Origin of the sequence: Stenotrophomonas sp. 24(2023) (genome assembly GCF_030913365.1) — a bacterium.
In the GTDB taxonomy this organism is placed as follows: domain Bacteria; phylum Pseudomonadota; class Gammaproteobacteria; order Xanthomonadales; family Xanthomonadaceae; genus Stenotrophomonas.
In genome coordinates this window covers 3,258,857-3,273,533 of sequence record NZ_CP133160.1, presented here as the reverse complement: position 1 = coordinate 3,273,533, position 14,677 = coordinate 3,258,857, and the positions used below count along the sequence as shown (strand labels likewise).

Sequence of the window (14,677 nt, the reverse complement as noted above, 5' to 3'; positions counted from 1 at the left end):
TTGGCTGCCCGCGCGCTTCATGCCGCTGCAACGGGGTCGTCGCGTTCACCGTCATGGACCCGGTTGCGGCCTTCCCGCTTGGCGGCGTACATGGCGTGGTCGGCGCGCCGCAGCAACGCGGCCAGGTCGTCACCGCTGCCGCGCCACTGGGCCAGGCCGATGCTGGCGGTGAACGCCAGCCCTTCCACCTGCAGGCTGCGCCCGGCATCGGCGATACGCTGGCGGACCCGCTCCAGGCGGGCCGTGGCGGCCTCGCCCGGCAACCCCGGCATCAGCAGCAGGAATTCCTCGCCGCCCATGCGCACCACCTCGTCCTGGGCGCGCACCGATGCGCGCAGCGCACGGGCCACGGCCACCAGCACCTGGTCGCCGATCTCATGGCCATGGCGGTCGTTGATGTCCTTGAACAGGTCGATATCCAGGAAACCGATGGCCAGCGGCGTGCCCTCGCGACGGGCGGCCTCCAGCAGGTGGCTGAGCTGGCGCAGGCCGGCGCGCCGGTTGGGCAGCCCGGTCAGCCCGTCGGTGTCGGCCAGCTGGCGCAGTTCATCGCGCTGCTGGCGCAGCCGGCCCAACCGCAGGTTCAAGGCGTAGGCGGCCATCATCAGCACCCACGTCACCGACAGCTGCATGGCCTCCACCTGGTATTCCACCAGCCAGTCCAGCGCGCAGGCCTCGCCCCCGATCAGCACCAGCAACGGCCCCAGCGCCGCCAGTCCGGTCAGTGCCCAGCGATCGCCGCGCAGCCGCGCCCAGATCCCGGCCAGCAGCGACACCACGCACCCGATCACGAATCCGGCCTGCAGCACGCTCACCAGCAGCGCCAGGGGCCCCCGCTGCAGCCAGGGCGTGGCCATCGCCAGCAGCAGCAGCGCCCACTGCAGCGCGCGCGGCGCCCAGCGCAGCCCCGGCAGCAGGCGGTCGCCGCCGTTGAGCCGCCACAGGGCCGGCAACAGCAAGGCCAGCACGGCCGCGCTGAGCCCGACCACCCACACCACGCTGTCATTGCCCACCGGCAGCCAGGGTTCCGGATAGCCGCTGAGCCCGCCCAGCGTGGCCTGCCACAGCACGATCACCGCCGTGCCGCCGATGTAGGCCAGGAAACTGCGGTCGGCCGTGGACAGGTAGGCCATCAGCGCCGACAGCGCCAGGGCCAGCGCCACCGCCACGCAGGCGGCCCGGACCAGCAGCCGGGCGGTGTCATTCTGCTGCACCGGGCTGGGTGCCCCCAGCCGCAGCGTCGGTACCCAGCCCGGTTTCAGCGGCGTCTGCCAGGACACCAGGACAGGCTCGGCGCTGCCGGCCGGCGGCACCACCACCATGCCCACGCCGGCGCGGAAGCGTGAATCGCGGGTACGCGCGTCGTGCATGGTGCCGCAGACCTCCCGGTCACCATGGCGCAGCTGCACTTCACCGGCGAAGACATTGAAGACATCCACCGCCTGGGGCTGGCCGGACCAGCCCCCGGCCGGGGCCGGCACCAGCGCCTGCTGGCGCGGGCCGGCCAGCATCTGCGGCGTGCAGGCGCGCTGCGGGGTGGGTTCATCGGTGGCCGCCCCGACCAGCAGGTAGCCACGGCCGGCCTGGGCCGCATGGCCCAGCCAGGGCAGGATCAGGCACAGCAGCAGCACCGCCAGCACACCCCACGTTTCGTACCGCCACTGCCTGCTGCCCACGCCACTTCCTGCCAGTGCTGCGGACGCGCCCCGTGCGCACCGTTCACCGGCATTATCGCAGCGCAACGTGGCGCAGACGTGTAGTTTCTGGCCGCCGCGCTCAGCCGGCGGCGCCACCGGGCATGACCTGGCGTACCGGACGCAGCAGGGACAGGGTCAGCCGCTCCAGCGGCTGCGGCCGCTCGATGGCATAGCCCTGCAGGCCCTGCACCCCCAGCGCCACCAGTTCGGCCGCAGCGGTATCGGATTCGACCCATTCGGCCACCACGTCCAGCTGCAGCTCCAGGCCCACTTCGGTGATGGCATGCACCGTCGCCCGGCTGACCGGATCGCTTTCCATGTCGCGCACGAACACACCATCGATCTTCAGCATGTCCGCCGGCAGCTGCCGCAGGTAGGAGAACGACGACAGGCCCGAGCCGAAATCATCCAGCGCCACCCGGCAGCCCCGCGCCTTCACCGCTTCGATGAACGCACGCGCCTGGGCCAGGTTGCTGATCGCCGCCGTTTCGGTGATCTCGAAGCACAGCTTGGCCGCCACGGCGCGGTTGCGCTCCAGCAGGTCGCAGACGAACGCCAGGAAGCTGGGATCGGCGATGGATTGGGCCGACACGTTGACGTTGCACAGCCCCAGCCGCTGCACGTGCGCCGGGCAGACCTGCAGGTGGCGGAACAGCAGCGACAGCACGTGCCGGTCCAGCGCCACGGCCAGGCCATAGCGCTCCACCGCGCCCATGAACTGGCCCGGGCCATGCAGCGCGCCATCGGCATCACGCAGGCGCACCAGCACCTCGTAGTGCAGATAACCGGGGTCGCCCACCTTGGCGATGCGCTGGGCGAACAGCAGCAGGCGGTTGTCGGCCATCGCCTGGCGTACCCGCTGCAGCTGCTCGGCCTGCAGCCGCCGTTCCTCCAGTGCCAGGCGGTTCTCGTTGAAGCAGTGGACCCGGTTGCGCCCGGCCTGCTTGGCCGCATAGCAGGCGCTGTCGGCCGCGCTCATCAACCAGTTCACGTCCGGTGCCTCGTCGGTCACTTCCACGATGCCGACGCTGCAGCTGAGCTGCGGGCTGTCACCGGCGGCCGGGAAACTGGCCTGGCCCAGATGGCGGATGACCCGGGTCAGCACGCGCTTGGCTTCCTCCTGGCTGGCCTGGGCCAGGAAGAGGGCGAACTCGTCCGCCCCCAGCCGTCCCACCCAGTCACCATCGCGTACCGCCCCGACCAGGTATTCGGCGAAGGCACGCAGCATCTGGTCACCGGCAGCGTGGCCGAAGCTGTCGTTGATGAGCTTGAAGTGGTCCAGGTTGACATAGCACAGCGCGTGCCGGCCGCCGTCACCGCGTACCTGCAGCAGCGCCTGTTCCAGCAGCCGCTCCACTTCGCGCCGGTTGATCAGGCCGGTCAGCGGATCATGGCTGGCGTGATGTTCGATCTCGCGCACGAGCGCATGGTTCTGGCTGACATCTTCGATGATGGAAAACACCGACAGCCCGCCGTGGGGACCGCTCACCGCCGTCCCGCTCCAGCGCCCCCAGACCAGCTGCCCATCGCGGCGGCGGAAGCGCAGCTCGGCCGGGCGCAGCTGCCGCGACCAGTCGATGCCGCCCTGCTCGTCGAACACCACCTCGCCCTCCATCAGCAGGTCCTGCAGGTTCATGCCCAGCAGTTCCTCGCGGCGCTGGTCAAGGATGTCGGCAATGGCCTGGTTGGCCTCGATGATCCGGCCATCGGCACCGAACTTGAGCATGCCCACGTTGGCCTGGTAGAACGCTGCGCGGAAGCGGCTTTCATGTTCGGTGAGGTTCTTGCCGACCCGCCGCGCCAGGCCCACTGCAACCAGGGTGATCAACAGCACCGACGCCCCACCGACCACGAGCGTGGCGATGCGCACCAGGGTCGCCATGCGCAGCAGCGCGCGGGTGAAGGTGCTGGCCTGTGCCTGCAACCGGCTGTCGAGCTGCTGCAGCTGGCGCAGGTAGGCCTGCCGCTCGGCCGCGCCCAGCGCCGACTGCCCGTGGCGGGCCTGCAGGGTATCGATCAGGGAGGACATCGCCAGCAGGTCACGGTCGGTCTGCCGCCACAGCCAGGTGGCTTCGCGGAACGCCCCCAGGTTGCGAGCGTAGCGGAAGGAAAAGACAAGCCGGGGCACATCGGCCGGCGCGTTGTCGCCCCGCAGGAAACCCGCGCGTGCCTTGGCGACATCAGGCGTGCCCTGCTCCAGCGCCAGGCGTGCCTGCAGGTCACCCAGCGGCACGTCCAGCGCGCGCCGCGCCGAGGCCAGATCGCGGGCGTCGCCGGCGGTCAGGTAACGCGATACGGCAAAGGTCGCCTCCTGCTGGCCGCGTGACCAGTGGCTCTGGCCCGCGATCCAGGCAGTGGAGGCCGCCTGCAGTTCCTGTATCAGCGCCGACAGCGCGACCAGCCCGATCGCCATGCCGGTGAGCAGCACGAAACGGATGCCCAGCCCCTGTGGCATCGGCACCCGCCGGTCACTGCTGTTCCTGCCACTTCTACCCATCTCGGATCCCCCCGAATGCGCCAAGCGACCTCCTGTGGAACCGGTTCAGCCTAGGACGGGCAATGTGTTGGCCGCGCGAAGCCGGAGCGGCCGGCGGAACCTTCACCGCAGGTCTTCACGCATGGCCTGCGGAAACGACGACGCCAGCCCGGAGGCTGGCGTCGTTCAGGAACCGCGATCAGGGATCAGTAGCTGCGCGGGCCGCGCGGCTTGAACCCATCACGGCGCGGCGGGCGGCCTTCACGGTCGCCGCCGGGGCCACCCGGGCCACCGCGGCGCGGGCCACCCGGGCCACCATGGCCGCCCGGACCACCCGGACCACGCTTGTCGAAGCGCGGCTTGAACGGGCGCGGCGCCGGGTTGACGTCCTCGCCCGGGGCCAGCGGACGCATCTGCAGCTGCTGGCCGGACACCCAGACCTTCTGCAGGTGGCTGAGCACGTCCTGCGGCATCTGCGCCGGCAGGTCCAGCAGCGAGAAATCGTCGTGGATGTCGATGCGGCCGATGTAGCGGCTTTCCAGGCCGGCTTCGTTGGCGATGGCGCCGACGATGTTGGCCGGCTTCACGCCGTGCTGGTGGCCCACCGCGATGCGGTAGGTCTCCATGCCCTGGTCCGGCGCACCACGCGGCGGCACGTCACGGCGCGGACGCTGCTCGAAGCCACCCTCGCCTTCTTCACGGCGCGGGCCGCGTTCGAAGCGCGGGCCGCGCTCGTTGCGGTCGAAACGGTCACCACGCTCCGGGCGGTCGCCACGGTCGAAACGCTCGCGCGGGGCACGCTCTTCACGCGGGGCGCGCACCGGTGCCTGCAGCAGGAACGGGGTATCGCCCTGCAGCATCTTGGCCAGCGCGGCTGCCACTTCGATGGCCGGTACGTTCTGCTCGTTCTCGAACCGCTCCAGCAGCTGGCGGTAGAAGTCCAGGCCGCCGGCACCGAGGGTTTCGGTGATGCGCGTGGTGAACTTGTTGATGCGGTTGTCGTTGACCGCTTCCACGCTCGGCAGCTGCATTTCTTCGATCGGCTGGCGGGTAGCCCGCTCGATCTGGCGCAGCATGCCCTTCTCGCGCGGGGTGGCGAACAGGATCGCCTCGCCGCTGCGACCGGCACGGCCGGTACGGCCGATGCGGTGCACGTAGCTTTCGGTGTCGTACGGGATGTCGTAGTTCAGCACGTGGCTGATGCGCTCCACGTCCAGGCCACGGGCCGCCACGTCAGTGGCCACCAGGATGTCCAGCTTGCCTTCCTTCAGCATGGCGATGGTGCGCTCGCGCTGCGCCTGCTGCATGTCACCGTTGATGGCGGCGGCGGCCAGGCCACGGGCCTGCAGCTTGCTGGCCAGTTCTTCGGTGCCGGCCTTGGTGCGCGCGAAGATGATCATCGCATCGAACGGCTCCACTTCCAGGATGCGGGTCAGCGCATCGAGCTTGTGCATGCCGCTCACCCACCAGTAACGCTGGCGGATGTTGGCCGAGGTGGTGGTCTTGGCCGCGATGGTCACTTCCACCGGGTCCTGCAGGTAGGTCTGCGCGATGCGGCGGATCTGCGGCGGCATGGTGGCCGAGAACAGGGCCACCTGGCGCTGCTCCGGCAGCTTCTTCAGCACGGCTTCGACGTCGTCGATGAAGCCCATGCGCAGCATTTCATCGGCTTCGTCCAGCACCAGGGTCTTCAGTTCGGACAGGTCCAGCGTGCTGCGGTCCAGGTGGTCGATGACGCGGCCGGGGGTGCCCACCACCACGTGCACGCCGCGGCGCAGGGCCGACAGCTGCTGGCCGTACGGCTGGCCGCCGTACACCGGCAGCACGCGGAAACCGGGGATCTTCGAGGAATAGGACTGGAACGCCTCGGCGACCTGGATGGCCAGTTCGCGGGTCGGGGCCAGGATCAACGCCTGGGGCTTGCTTTGCTGCAGGTCGATGTTGGACAGTACCGGCAGGGCGAAGGCAGCGGTCTTGCCGGTGCCGGTCTGGGCCTGGCCCAGCACGTCGCGGCCTTCCAGCATCGCCGGGATGGTGGCGGCCTGGATCGGCGAAGGGGTTTCGTAACCGATGGCGCTGACGGCCTGCATCACGGGCTCGGACAGGCCGAGCTGCGCGAACTGCAGCTGCGCTTGGGAATCTTGGGACATGGGGAACTCCGAAGGCACCGCCACGTAGCGGGAACGTGGCAGGCGAATAAAAAGGAAATGTGTGCGCGTAGGGCGCCCTTTCCGTCGCGTGCCCTGGCGCTGCTCGTTCTAATAGCGGAGCGTGGCTCAGCCAAAGCGGGAGTATACCGCAGCCTTGCTGAATACTGTGTACAGAAACCCCGTTCAGGCGTCCCCTAGCGCACAATGGGCGCCCTTTTCCAGTCCCCTGTGCCAGGAACCCCCCGTGCAGATCCTCGAATTCGACCTCGACGGCGACTACGTCGAACTCAAGCAGCTGCTGAAGCTGGCCGACCTGGTCACCAGCGGCGGCGAGGCCAAGATGGTCATCAGCGAAGGGCTGGTACAGGTGGACGGGCAGGTCGAACTGCGCAAGGCCTGCAAGATCCGTGCGGGCCAGGTGGTGGAATTCAACGACAGCCAGATCCGGGTACTGGCCGCCGGCTGAACAGGCACGCCCCCCGCCCGTGCATGCCGCCCTCCCCACCCGGCGCCGGTTCAGGCCACCCGCTGGGTCAGGTGGGCGGCGATCAGCTGCCGGAACGGGCGCACGCCCTGCGCCACGCGCAACCCGGCCGCGCGCAGCAGGCGCACCGGCGCACGGTCGTCGGTATACAGGCTGGCAATGGCATTGGTGGCCTCGTACAGCGGCCGCGAGGCCAGCCGGTGGCCGCGCTGGTAGGCCGCCAGCACCCCGGCCGCAGCAATGTCCGCCCCCCGGCCCTGCTGTGCTGCGATGGCCGTCGCCAGGCGCTGCGCGCTGGCCAGGCCCAGATTGAACCCGTGTGCAGTGACCGGGTGCATGCCCACGGCCGCATCACCGATCAGCGCGCAGCGCTCACCGGCGAAATGGTGCGCATACACGGCCACCAGCGGGTAAGCCTGTGGCCGGGCCACGGGCTGCATCCGCCCCAGGCGGTGCTCGAAGAAACCAGTGATCGCTTCGCCGAAGGCCGCCTCGTCCATCGCCAGCAACGACGCGACCTGCCGTGCCGGCAGGGTGACCACCGCCGAGGCCTGGCCATCGTCCAGCGGCAGCAGCGCCAGCGTGCGGCCATAGCCGAACCACTCCCACGCTGTGTGGTGGTGATCACGTTCAAGCTGCATGCGGCAAACCAGCATCGACTTGCCGAAGTCGCGCATCTGCGCGCCGATGCCGAGCAGCCGGCGGGTAGCGGAAAAACGGCTGTCGGCCGCCACCAGCAGGCGGGCGTGCAGCGTACTGCCGTCGTCCAGCTGCAGCACGTGGCCCTGGGCATCGGCCTGCAGTGCCTCCAGCCGGCGCCCGTCCAGCACGGTCACCCCGGCCTGGCCCTGTACGGCCTCCCAGGCCGCGCGCCGGATCAGGTGATTGGGCACCAGCCAGCCCAGCGGCTGTCCCTGCGGCTGGCCGCTGGCGAAGGTCAGCGCGAACGGCGATGCCCCGTCCATCACCCGCGCGGCACGCAGTTCGGAAATCTGGGCGTCCGGCAGGCGTTGCCAGATGCCCAGGGCTTCCAGCGACTGACGCGAGGCATGGGTCAGCGCGATTTCACGGCCGTCGAAGGCAGCCTGCGCCAGCGCCTGCCGCGGCTGGGTGTCCACCAGCCCCACCTGCAGGCCGGCAGCGGCCAGGCCGCGGGCAAAGCACAGCCCCGCCGGCCCGGCACCGACCACCACCACATCCATCCTGCGCATGCGCGCCTCCTGCCATCGGATCAGTCCGGGCCAGCATAGCGCCGGCCTCCAGGCTGTCCTTGATCCTGATCAGGCAGCAGTCACAACAGCGCGGCCAGCAGCACCACGATACTGGCCAACGAGACCAGCCAGACCAGGCTGCGCAGGTACGGAACACCCAGCGCATACAGCGGCAGATAGACCAGGCGCGACCACACGTAGGCCTGCGCGGCCAGCGCCGTGCTGTCGCTGCCACGACCGGCCACCACCACCGCGACCACGGCAGCAGCGAAGAACGGGAAGGTTTCCAGGAAATTGGCCTGTGCCCGCGCCAACCGCCCGGCCAGCGGGCTCAATGGCGGCGTGGGCGCATCACGCGCGGACGCGTTCCACTTCATGCCCCGCTCGCGGGTGACCACCGCCGTCGCGGCGAAGATGTAGACGAAACCCAGCAGCGCCGCCCACGCCAGCATCGTCAGTTCGGTTGCCATGACTGTCCTCCTTCAGGGGCCGGGCGCGCGCACGCTGTAGCCGGCCAGGCGCCAGACCTTGTCCTCATCGAAACGGAACGACACCAGCTCGCGCACCGGCTGGGCGCTGTTGGCGAACCGGGTCGGAAAACTGACGTTGATGTACAGCCCTTCCGGCACGGCCGCACCGGCGCCGTACTTGACCCGGGTGACGCTGGGCTCACCGCGGCCGACCAGGGCCCCCAGGCGGCCACGATCGGTATCCAGCTGGCCGATGAAGGCGGCCTTGTTCACGGCTTTCTTCGCCACCGCCGAGGCGCCCTCCCACAGTTCCGCCGCACGGTGGCCATCGACCATCTGCGCCACGCGCAGCCCGGCGGCGCTCATCTCGGCATCCTGCTTCTGCACCTGGGCCTGCTGTGCGGGGGGCAGTGCCGGATGTGCCGGGGCAGCCGTCGGTGCGGGACGCGCCGGGGCCGGGGCCGGCGTCGCCGGCGGCGGCAGGGTCTGCGCCAGCAGCGGCAACGGCAGTGGCAACAACAGGAACAGCAGCAGGGCCGATCGCTTCATGGGCAGCACCAGAGGACACAGGTGCGCGCAGTCTACGCCAGCGCGGTGAGTACCTCGTCAGCGCGTGCGCGCCGGCGCTTCGCGCGCCGGTTGTGCCGCTTCGGCAGCAGCCCCTTCGGCCGCCGTTGCCGGTTCGGCGTCGCCCCCGGCCTGGCCGGGCAGCTGCGCCGACACCGGCGCCAGCACCGGCGGTGCCGGTGGCAGGGTGGCCACATCGATTTCCGACAGCGGGCTTTCCTCCGGGCACACCGCATCGGGGAAGCCAAAGCGCTGCTTCAATGCCTGGCCGCAGCTGTTGATCGATTCCATGTCCACGCCATCGCGCTTGCACTGCTGGTCGAAGGCCACCAGGAAGGCATCCTTGCGCTGCACGAAGTCATCGCCGCAGGCGCGCATCTGCTTGATCCGCTCCAGGTCGTCCTGCACGGCGTTGGTACCATCCAGGCCGAACTGGCGCAGCTCCTCGGCGCTGAGCAGGCGCAGGCTGCGGTTGGGCACGGTCATCATCAGGTCGGCCACGCCCACGGCCACGCCGTTGCGCTGCAGGTAATCCTTCACGTTGTCATAGACCTCGTGCAGCTCGCGGTTGAGCTCGGCCCGCGAGGTCGCCTTGGAACTGATGCGCATCATGCGGTGGATGCCGACCTTGCCCGACACCAGGCGGTTGTCACCGGCGGCCAGCACGAACACGCAGGCACTGTGGCAGATCGAGCCTTCACGCACCCAGATCGTCCAGCCCGATTCACCGATGCTGTCCCCGGCCACGATGGCCGATTCCACCTGGCCACCACTGGAGTCCAGGTCCAGGATGCGTTTGTGGATCTTCAGCGCATCGGCCACCACCGCCAGGCGCCACATCATTTCGGTGAAACCGGGGTTGATCTTGCCGCTGTAGCGCACGCGCAGCAGGCCACGCTCGGCACAGGGGGCCAGCGCCTGCTGGATCTGCTCACGCGCCAGGCCGTCCAGTTCAGCGCCGTCGCCGGCGTCGCCGGTGTAATCGGTGGTGCAGGTCACCCAGGCACGGCCGTTTTCCAGCGTCGCGGCCGGCCAGGGCCGGTCGGCGCGGCTGCGCGGTGGTGCCGGCGCCGGTGGCGGGGCGTCGGCCGCGTTGATCGAGACCATGTTCTCGCCATCGCTGGCCGGTGCGCGGGTGGCCTTGTCAGCCGCGGTCACGTTGCCCGGGTTCTCCAACTGGCTGCAGCCCGCCAGGGCCAGGCACAACAGGGGCAACCAGCGGAATCGGGAGGACATCGGGCAACCGGCATCGAACGGGAAGAACCACAGTCTACCCGCCACAGGCACGCATTCAGGCACCGGCACTGAACCGGTTCTGACCTCGGAGCGAGCCGGGGCCAGCCATCCACGCATGGCGTGGATCTACGGGGAAGCCCCATCCACGCATGGCGTGGATCTACAGGGGCACCGCCACGCATGGCGTGGATCAACCACGGCGGTGCGGCCCGGCATCCATGTCCGGATCCGGCGAGTATCTGCCGGCGGGCAGGCCTAGACTGGCGCCATGGACACTCAACCCGCCCTGGATACCGCCGCCTGCGACCGTGCCCGGCTGGCCCGCGATGCGCGTTTCGACGGCGTGTTCTTCACCGCGGTACGCAGCACCGGCATCTACTGCCGCCCGGTGTGCCCGGCCCCGCCCCCGAAGCCGCGCAACATCACCTACTACCCCAGCGCGGCGGCGGCGGCGGCGGCAGGCTACCGGCCCTGCCTGCGCTGCCGCCCCGAACTTGCGCCGCAGGCACAGCAGGCATTGGCCGGGCAGGCCGTGCAGCGTGCGCTGGCACTGATCCACAGCGGCTTCCTGCAGGAACAGCCGGCCGCCGCGCTGGCCGCGAAGATCGGCCTGAGCGCGCGCCAGCTGCAACGGCTGTTCGTCGAACATCTCGGTGCCACGCCCGGGCAGATCCACGCCACCCTGCGCCTGCTGCTGGCCAAGCAGCTGCTGACCGAGACCACGCTGCCGGTGACCGATGTCGCCCTGGCGGCGGGCTACAACAGCCTGCGTCGTTTCAACACGGCGTTCCTGCAGGGCTGCGGCATGCCGCCCACCGCCCTGCGCCGGCAGCACCGGCCGCTGGCCGCCGACGATGGCGGCCTGGTCCTGCGGCTGGGCTACCGGCCACCGCTGGATTTCCCGCGCATGCTGGCCTTCCTGCGCAAACGCAGCCTGCCGGGCATCGAACTGATCGGCGAGGACAGCTACCAGCGCGTGCTGGGCACGCCCGAACGCCCCACCCTGCTGCGGGTCAGCGCCGACCCCAAGCGCCCCGAACTGCGCCTGCAGCTGGGCGTGGTCGACCCGCGCCTGATTCCGGACATCGTGCGGCGGGTGCGCCGCGTGTTCGACCTGGATGCCGATCTGCAGCAGGTGCATGCCGCCCTCGGCGAGGAACCGCTGCTCGCCCGCGGCATTGCCGAGCGCCCGGGGCTGCGCGTGCCCGGTGGCTGGGATGGTTTTGAAGTGGCGGTGCGTGCCGTGCTGGGCCAGCAGGTCAGCGTCGCCGCTGCCACCACGTTCGCGCGGCGCCTGGTCGATGCCTGGGGCGCGCACCTGCCCGGCATGCCGACCGAATTCAACCGCCAGTTTCCTGCACCGCAGGTGCTGGCCGACGCGCCGCTTGAATCGATCGGCCTGCCACGCAGCCGCGCGGCCACTGTGCGCGCACTGGCCAGCGCCTGTGCCGGTGGCCAGCTGGATTTCGGTCCTGGCCAGGCGCTGGAAGAGTTCGTCGCACGCTGCGTGGCCCTGCCCGGCATCGGCCCATGGACGGCGCAGTACATCGCGCTGCGCGGGCTGGGCCAGCCCGATGCGTTTCCGGCCGGTGATCTGGTGCTGCAACAGGTGCTCGGCCAGGGCCAGCGCCTGAGCGAGCGCGCCACCGAAACCCGCTCGCACCCCTGGCGGCCGTGGCGCGCCTATGCCGTGCTGCACCTGTGGCACCTGTCTGGCACCTTCGTTGGAGAGTCCTCATGACCCTGTTGTTTGATCGCTTCGACAGCCCCATCGGTGAGCTGACCCTTGCCGGTGACGAGCACGGCCTGGCCCATGTGCTGTTCCCGGAAAACCGCCATCCGGCGCGCGGCCGCAGCGATTGGCGCTACGCCCCCGGTGCGCTGCCGCAGGCACGCGAGCAGCTGCTGCAGTACCTGCACGGTGAGCGCGACCGGTTCGACCTGGCGCTTGCACCGCGCGGCACGCCGTTCCAGCTGCGTGTGTGGACTGCACTGGCGCTGATTCCCTTCGGCCATACGTGGAGCTACCTGCAGCTGGCGCAGCACCTGGGGCAGCCCAGCGCCACCCGCGCGGTGGGCGCCGCCAACGGGCGCAACCCGCTGCCGATCATCCTGCCCTGCCATCGCGTGATCGGCAGCAACGGCGCGCTGACCGGATTCGGTGGTGGGCTGGAGACCAAGGCAGCCCTGCTGCGGCTGGAGCAGCGACAGGTGCCGCTGTTCGCCTGACGGCGCCGGCACGCGGTCATCTGCAGCGGCAATGCAATCCCTGCGTCATCGCCTGCGTTTATCATGACCCGATGACTTCCGTACGCCTGATCTGCACGCTGGCGGCACTGATGCCGCTGGCCGCCTGCACCACCACTGCCCCGTCCACCGCCGGGCGGGCATCGCCCTCGCCGGCGGCCGTCGCCGGAACACCGCCGAAACTGCTGCTGGTCTCCATCGATGGCCTGCGCGCGGACATGCTCGACCGCGGCATCACCCCCAACCTGCAGCGCATCATCGATGGCGGCGTGCGCGCGCGCTGGATGACCCCGTCCTATCCATCGCTCACCTTCCCCAACCACTACACCATCGTTACCGGCCTGCGCCCGGACCACCACGGCATCGTCAACAACAGCATGGAGGATGCGGCGCTGGGCCGCTTCATGCTGTCCGACCGCGAGGCGGTGGTCACCTCTGGCTGGTGGGGCGGCGAACCGATCTGGGTCAGCGCCGAAAAGGCCGGCGTGCGCTCGGCCACGACTTCCTGGCCCGGCAGCGAAGCGGAAATCCAGGGGGTGCGCCCCAGCCAGTGGCGGGTGTACGACGGCAAGGAACCACTGCAGCAGCGTGCGCGCACCGTGCTGGACTGGCTGGCGCAGACCGGCCCCGATGCCCCCCGCCTGACCACCCTGTACATGGAAAACGTGGACAAGGCCGGGCACAACCATGGTCCCGATTCACGCCAGTACGCCGAAGCGATCAGGCAGGCCGATGCGGTGATCGGCCAGGTGCTTGATGGGCTGGAACAGCGCGGACTGGCCGCCAACACCAACATCATCGTGGTGTCCGACCATGGCATGGCCGCGGTGGCCGAAGGCAACGTGGTGCCCGTGGAATCGATGGTCGACCCGGCCCTGGCCCGGCATGTCAGCGTCGGCCAGTCGGTGGGCTTCGAGCCGCTGCCCGGCCAGCGCGAACCGGCCGAGCGCGCACTGCTGGGCCGCCACGACCACTATGAATGCTGGACGAAACAGACCCTGCCGCCGCAATGGCAGTACGGTACCCACCCGCGCGTACCGGCGATCATCTGCCAGATGGATGAGGGCTGGGATGCGCTGACCGCCGAGAAGATCAGGCACCGCGACCATGCCGACCGCGGCTCGCATGGCTACGACAACGCCCTGCCCAGCATGCGCGCGGTGTTCGTGGCACGCGGCCCGTCCTTCCGCCAGGGCCTGGTGATCGACGGCTTCGACAACGTCGATGTGTACCCGCTGATGACACGCCTGCTGCAGGTACCGGCCGCCCCCAACGATGGCAATCCGGACACGCTGCGGCCTGCATTGCGCTGAGCGCTGCGGGCAAAAAAAAACGCGGCGCCTGGCGCCGCGTTTTTCGTTGCCGCTGCAGGCTGGATCAGCCGGCCTTGGCCACGGTCTTCTTGGCAACGGCCTTCTTCGCCGGAGCCTTGGCCACGGTCTTCTTGGCAACCGGAGCAGCAGCGCCTACGGCCACCTTGCTCGCGGTGTGCGAACGGGCGTTGCCGTAGCTGGCGTTGTAGCGCTTGCCCTTGGCGGTCTTGCGGTCACCCTTACCCATGTCATGAACTCCTTACAAGTTGAACTCTGGTTTACCCCGTACTGACACGGGTTCGGCGGGGCCGCCTTGCTGGGCGCCCCCGCGCACGATCTGAAAGCGTAACACGCCCGCCTCAGTGCGCGCAGCTGGCGTCGTGGACGTGGCTGTGGTTGAGGCGCAGGTTGACCAGGTGGGCGATACCGACCAACAGGCCGCCAATGGTCATCACCACCGCGTGCGGCACCGGGTTGTGGTGCAGCGGGTCGTACAGCACGCCGGCCCACAGCGCCACCAGGCCCGGCAGCAGGAACCCCAGCGCGCGCAGCGCGCCATGCCGGCGGTAGCCCCAGACCAGACTGAACAGGCCCAGCAGGGTCACGAACGTCACCAGGGCCCGTTCCACGCCATCGCTGAGCCAGAACGACAGCCCCAGCGAGGGGGCGGCAGCCAGCAGGACCGGGATGACCGCACAGTGCACGGCACACATCAGGGAACCGGTGGCACCGAAGCGATCAAGCAGGTGGCGGAGGCGGTGAGGGAGAGCCATGACTTCCAGCAGGGTCGGCGAAGCGTTATGGAATAATATAACATCGTCACTCG

Annotated in this window: 13 protein-coding genes; 4 read left to right on the top strand and 9 right to left on the bottom strand. The window is 69.7% G+C overall.

The annotated features are described in order from the left end of the window. Positions 1–17: 17 nt before the first annotated feature. The 3 genes from Q9R17_RS14835 to Q9R17_RS14825 all read right to left on the bottom strand — a co-directional run bounded on the left by Q9R17_RS14835 (position 18) and on the right by Q9R17_RS14825 (position 6,323). Positions 18–1,676 (bottom strand): GGDEF domain-containing protein, encoded by a 1,659-nt coding sequence (locus Q9R17_RS14835; RefSeq protein ID WP_308155366.1) that lies wholly within the window; start codon positions 1,674–1,676, stop codon positions 18–20. Positions 1,677–1,776: 100 nt separating this feature from the next. Then, on the bottom strand, positions 1,777–4,194 hold the full coding sequence (locus tag Q9R17_RS14830; RefSeq protein ID WP_308155365.1) for an EAL domain-containing protein: 2,418 nt from the start codon (positions 4,192–4,194) through the stop codon (positions 1,777–1,779). 185 nt (positions 4,195–4,379) lie between these two features. After that, positions 4,380–6,323, bottom strand: coding sequence for a DEAD/DEAH box helicase (locus Q9R17_RS14825; RefSeq protein ID WP_308155364.1), 1,944 nt, complete (start codon positions 6,321–6,323; stop codon positions 4,380–4,382). A 244-nt stretch (positions 6,324–6,567) separates the two neighbouring features. Between Q9R17_RS14825 and Q9R17_RS14820 the strand changes: the two genes are divergently transcribed. Continuing rightward, positions 6,568–6,789, top strand: a complete 222-nt coding sequence (locus tag Q9R17_RS14820) for an RNA-binding S4 domain-containing protein (RefSeq protein WP_308155363.1) — start codon at positions 6,568–6,570, stop codon at positions 6,787–6,789. Between the two features lie 50 nt (positions 6,790–6,839). On the opposite strand, the gene ubiM is transcribed toward Q9R17_RS14820, so the two are convergent. The 4 genes from ubiM to Q9R17_RS14800 all read right to left on the bottom strand — a co-directional run bounded on the left by ubiM (position 6,840) and on the right by Q9R17_RS14800 (position 10,291). After that, positions 6,840–8,018: a 5-demethoxyubiquinol-8 5-hydroxylase UbiM gene (gene ubiM, locus Q9R17_RS14815; protein WP_308155362.1), complete on the bottom strand. Its 1,179-nt coding sequence runs from the start codon at positions 8,016–8,018 to the stop codon at positions 6,840–6,842. A gap of 80 nt (positions 8,019–8,098) precedes the next feature. Continuing rightward, complete coding sequence (locus Q9R17_RS14810; RefSeq protein ID WP_308155361.1) at positions 8,099–8,488, bottom strand: MAPEG family protein; 390 nt, start codon at positions 8,486–8,488, stop codon at positions 8,099–8,101. Between the two features lie 12 nt (positions 8,489–8,500). Next, positions 8,501–9,037, bottom strand: coding sequence for a DUF4019 domain-containing protein (locus tag Q9R17_RS14805; protein WP_308155360.1), 537 nt, complete (start codon positions 9,035–9,037; stop codon positions 8,501–8,503). A gap of 57 nt (positions 9,038–9,094) precedes the next feature. After that, positions 9,095–10,291, bottom strand: a complete 1,197-nt coding sequence (locus Q9R17_RS14800) for a hypothetical protein (RefSeq protein WP_308155359.1) — start codon at positions 10,289–10,291, stop codon at positions 9,095–9,097. Positions 10,292–10,559: 268 nt separating this feature from the next. Here Q9R17_RS14800 and Q9R17_RS14795 point away from each other — a divergent pair, with 268 nt between their 5' ends. The 3 genes from Q9R17_RS14795 to Q9R17_RS14785 all read left to right on the top strand — a co-directional run bounded on the left by Q9R17_RS14795 (position 10,560) and on the right by Q9R17_RS14785 (position 13,851). Continuing rightward, positions 10,560–12,032 (top strand): DNA-3-methyladenine glycosylase 2, encoded by a 1,473-nt coding sequence (locus Q9R17_RS14795; RefSeq protein WP_308155358.1) that lies wholly within the window; start codon positions 10,560–10,562, stop codon positions 12,030–12,032. Next, positions 12,029–12,520, top strand: coding sequence for a methylated-DNA--[protein]-cysteine S-methyltransferase (locus tag Q9R17_RS14790; protein ID WP_308155357.1), 492 nt, complete (start codon positions 12,029–12,031; stop codon positions 12,518–12,520). The genes Q9R17_RS14795 and Q9R17_RS14790 overlap by 4 nt, the downstream gene beginning before the upstream one ends. Positions 12,521–12,591: 71 nt before the next feature. Next, positions 12,592–13,851 carry an ectonucleotide pyrophosphatase/phosphodiesterase gene (locus Q9R17_RS14785; RefSeq protein ID WP_308155356.1) on the top strand — a complete coding sequence of 420 codons (1,260 nt, stop codon included), beginning with the start codon at positions 12,592–12,594 and terminating at the stop codon, positions 13,849–13,851. A 64-nt stretch (positions 13,852–13,915) separates the two neighbouring features. On the opposite strand, the gene Q9R17_RS14780 is transcribed toward Q9R17_RS14785, so the two are convergent. After that, positions 13,916–14,098, bottom strand: coding sequence for a 30S ribosomal protein THX (locus Q9R17_RS14780; RefSeq protein WP_308155355.1), 183 nt, complete (start codon positions 14,096–14,098; stop codon positions 13,916–13,918). A gap of 112 nt (positions 14,099–14,210) precedes the next feature. Continuing rightward, entirely contained in the window at positions 14,211–14,624 is a 414-nt protein-coding gene (locus Q9R17_RS14775; RefSeq protein WP_308155354.1) for a MerC domain-containing protein, read from the bottom strand. Positions 14,625–14,677 lie beyond the last annotated feature (53 nt).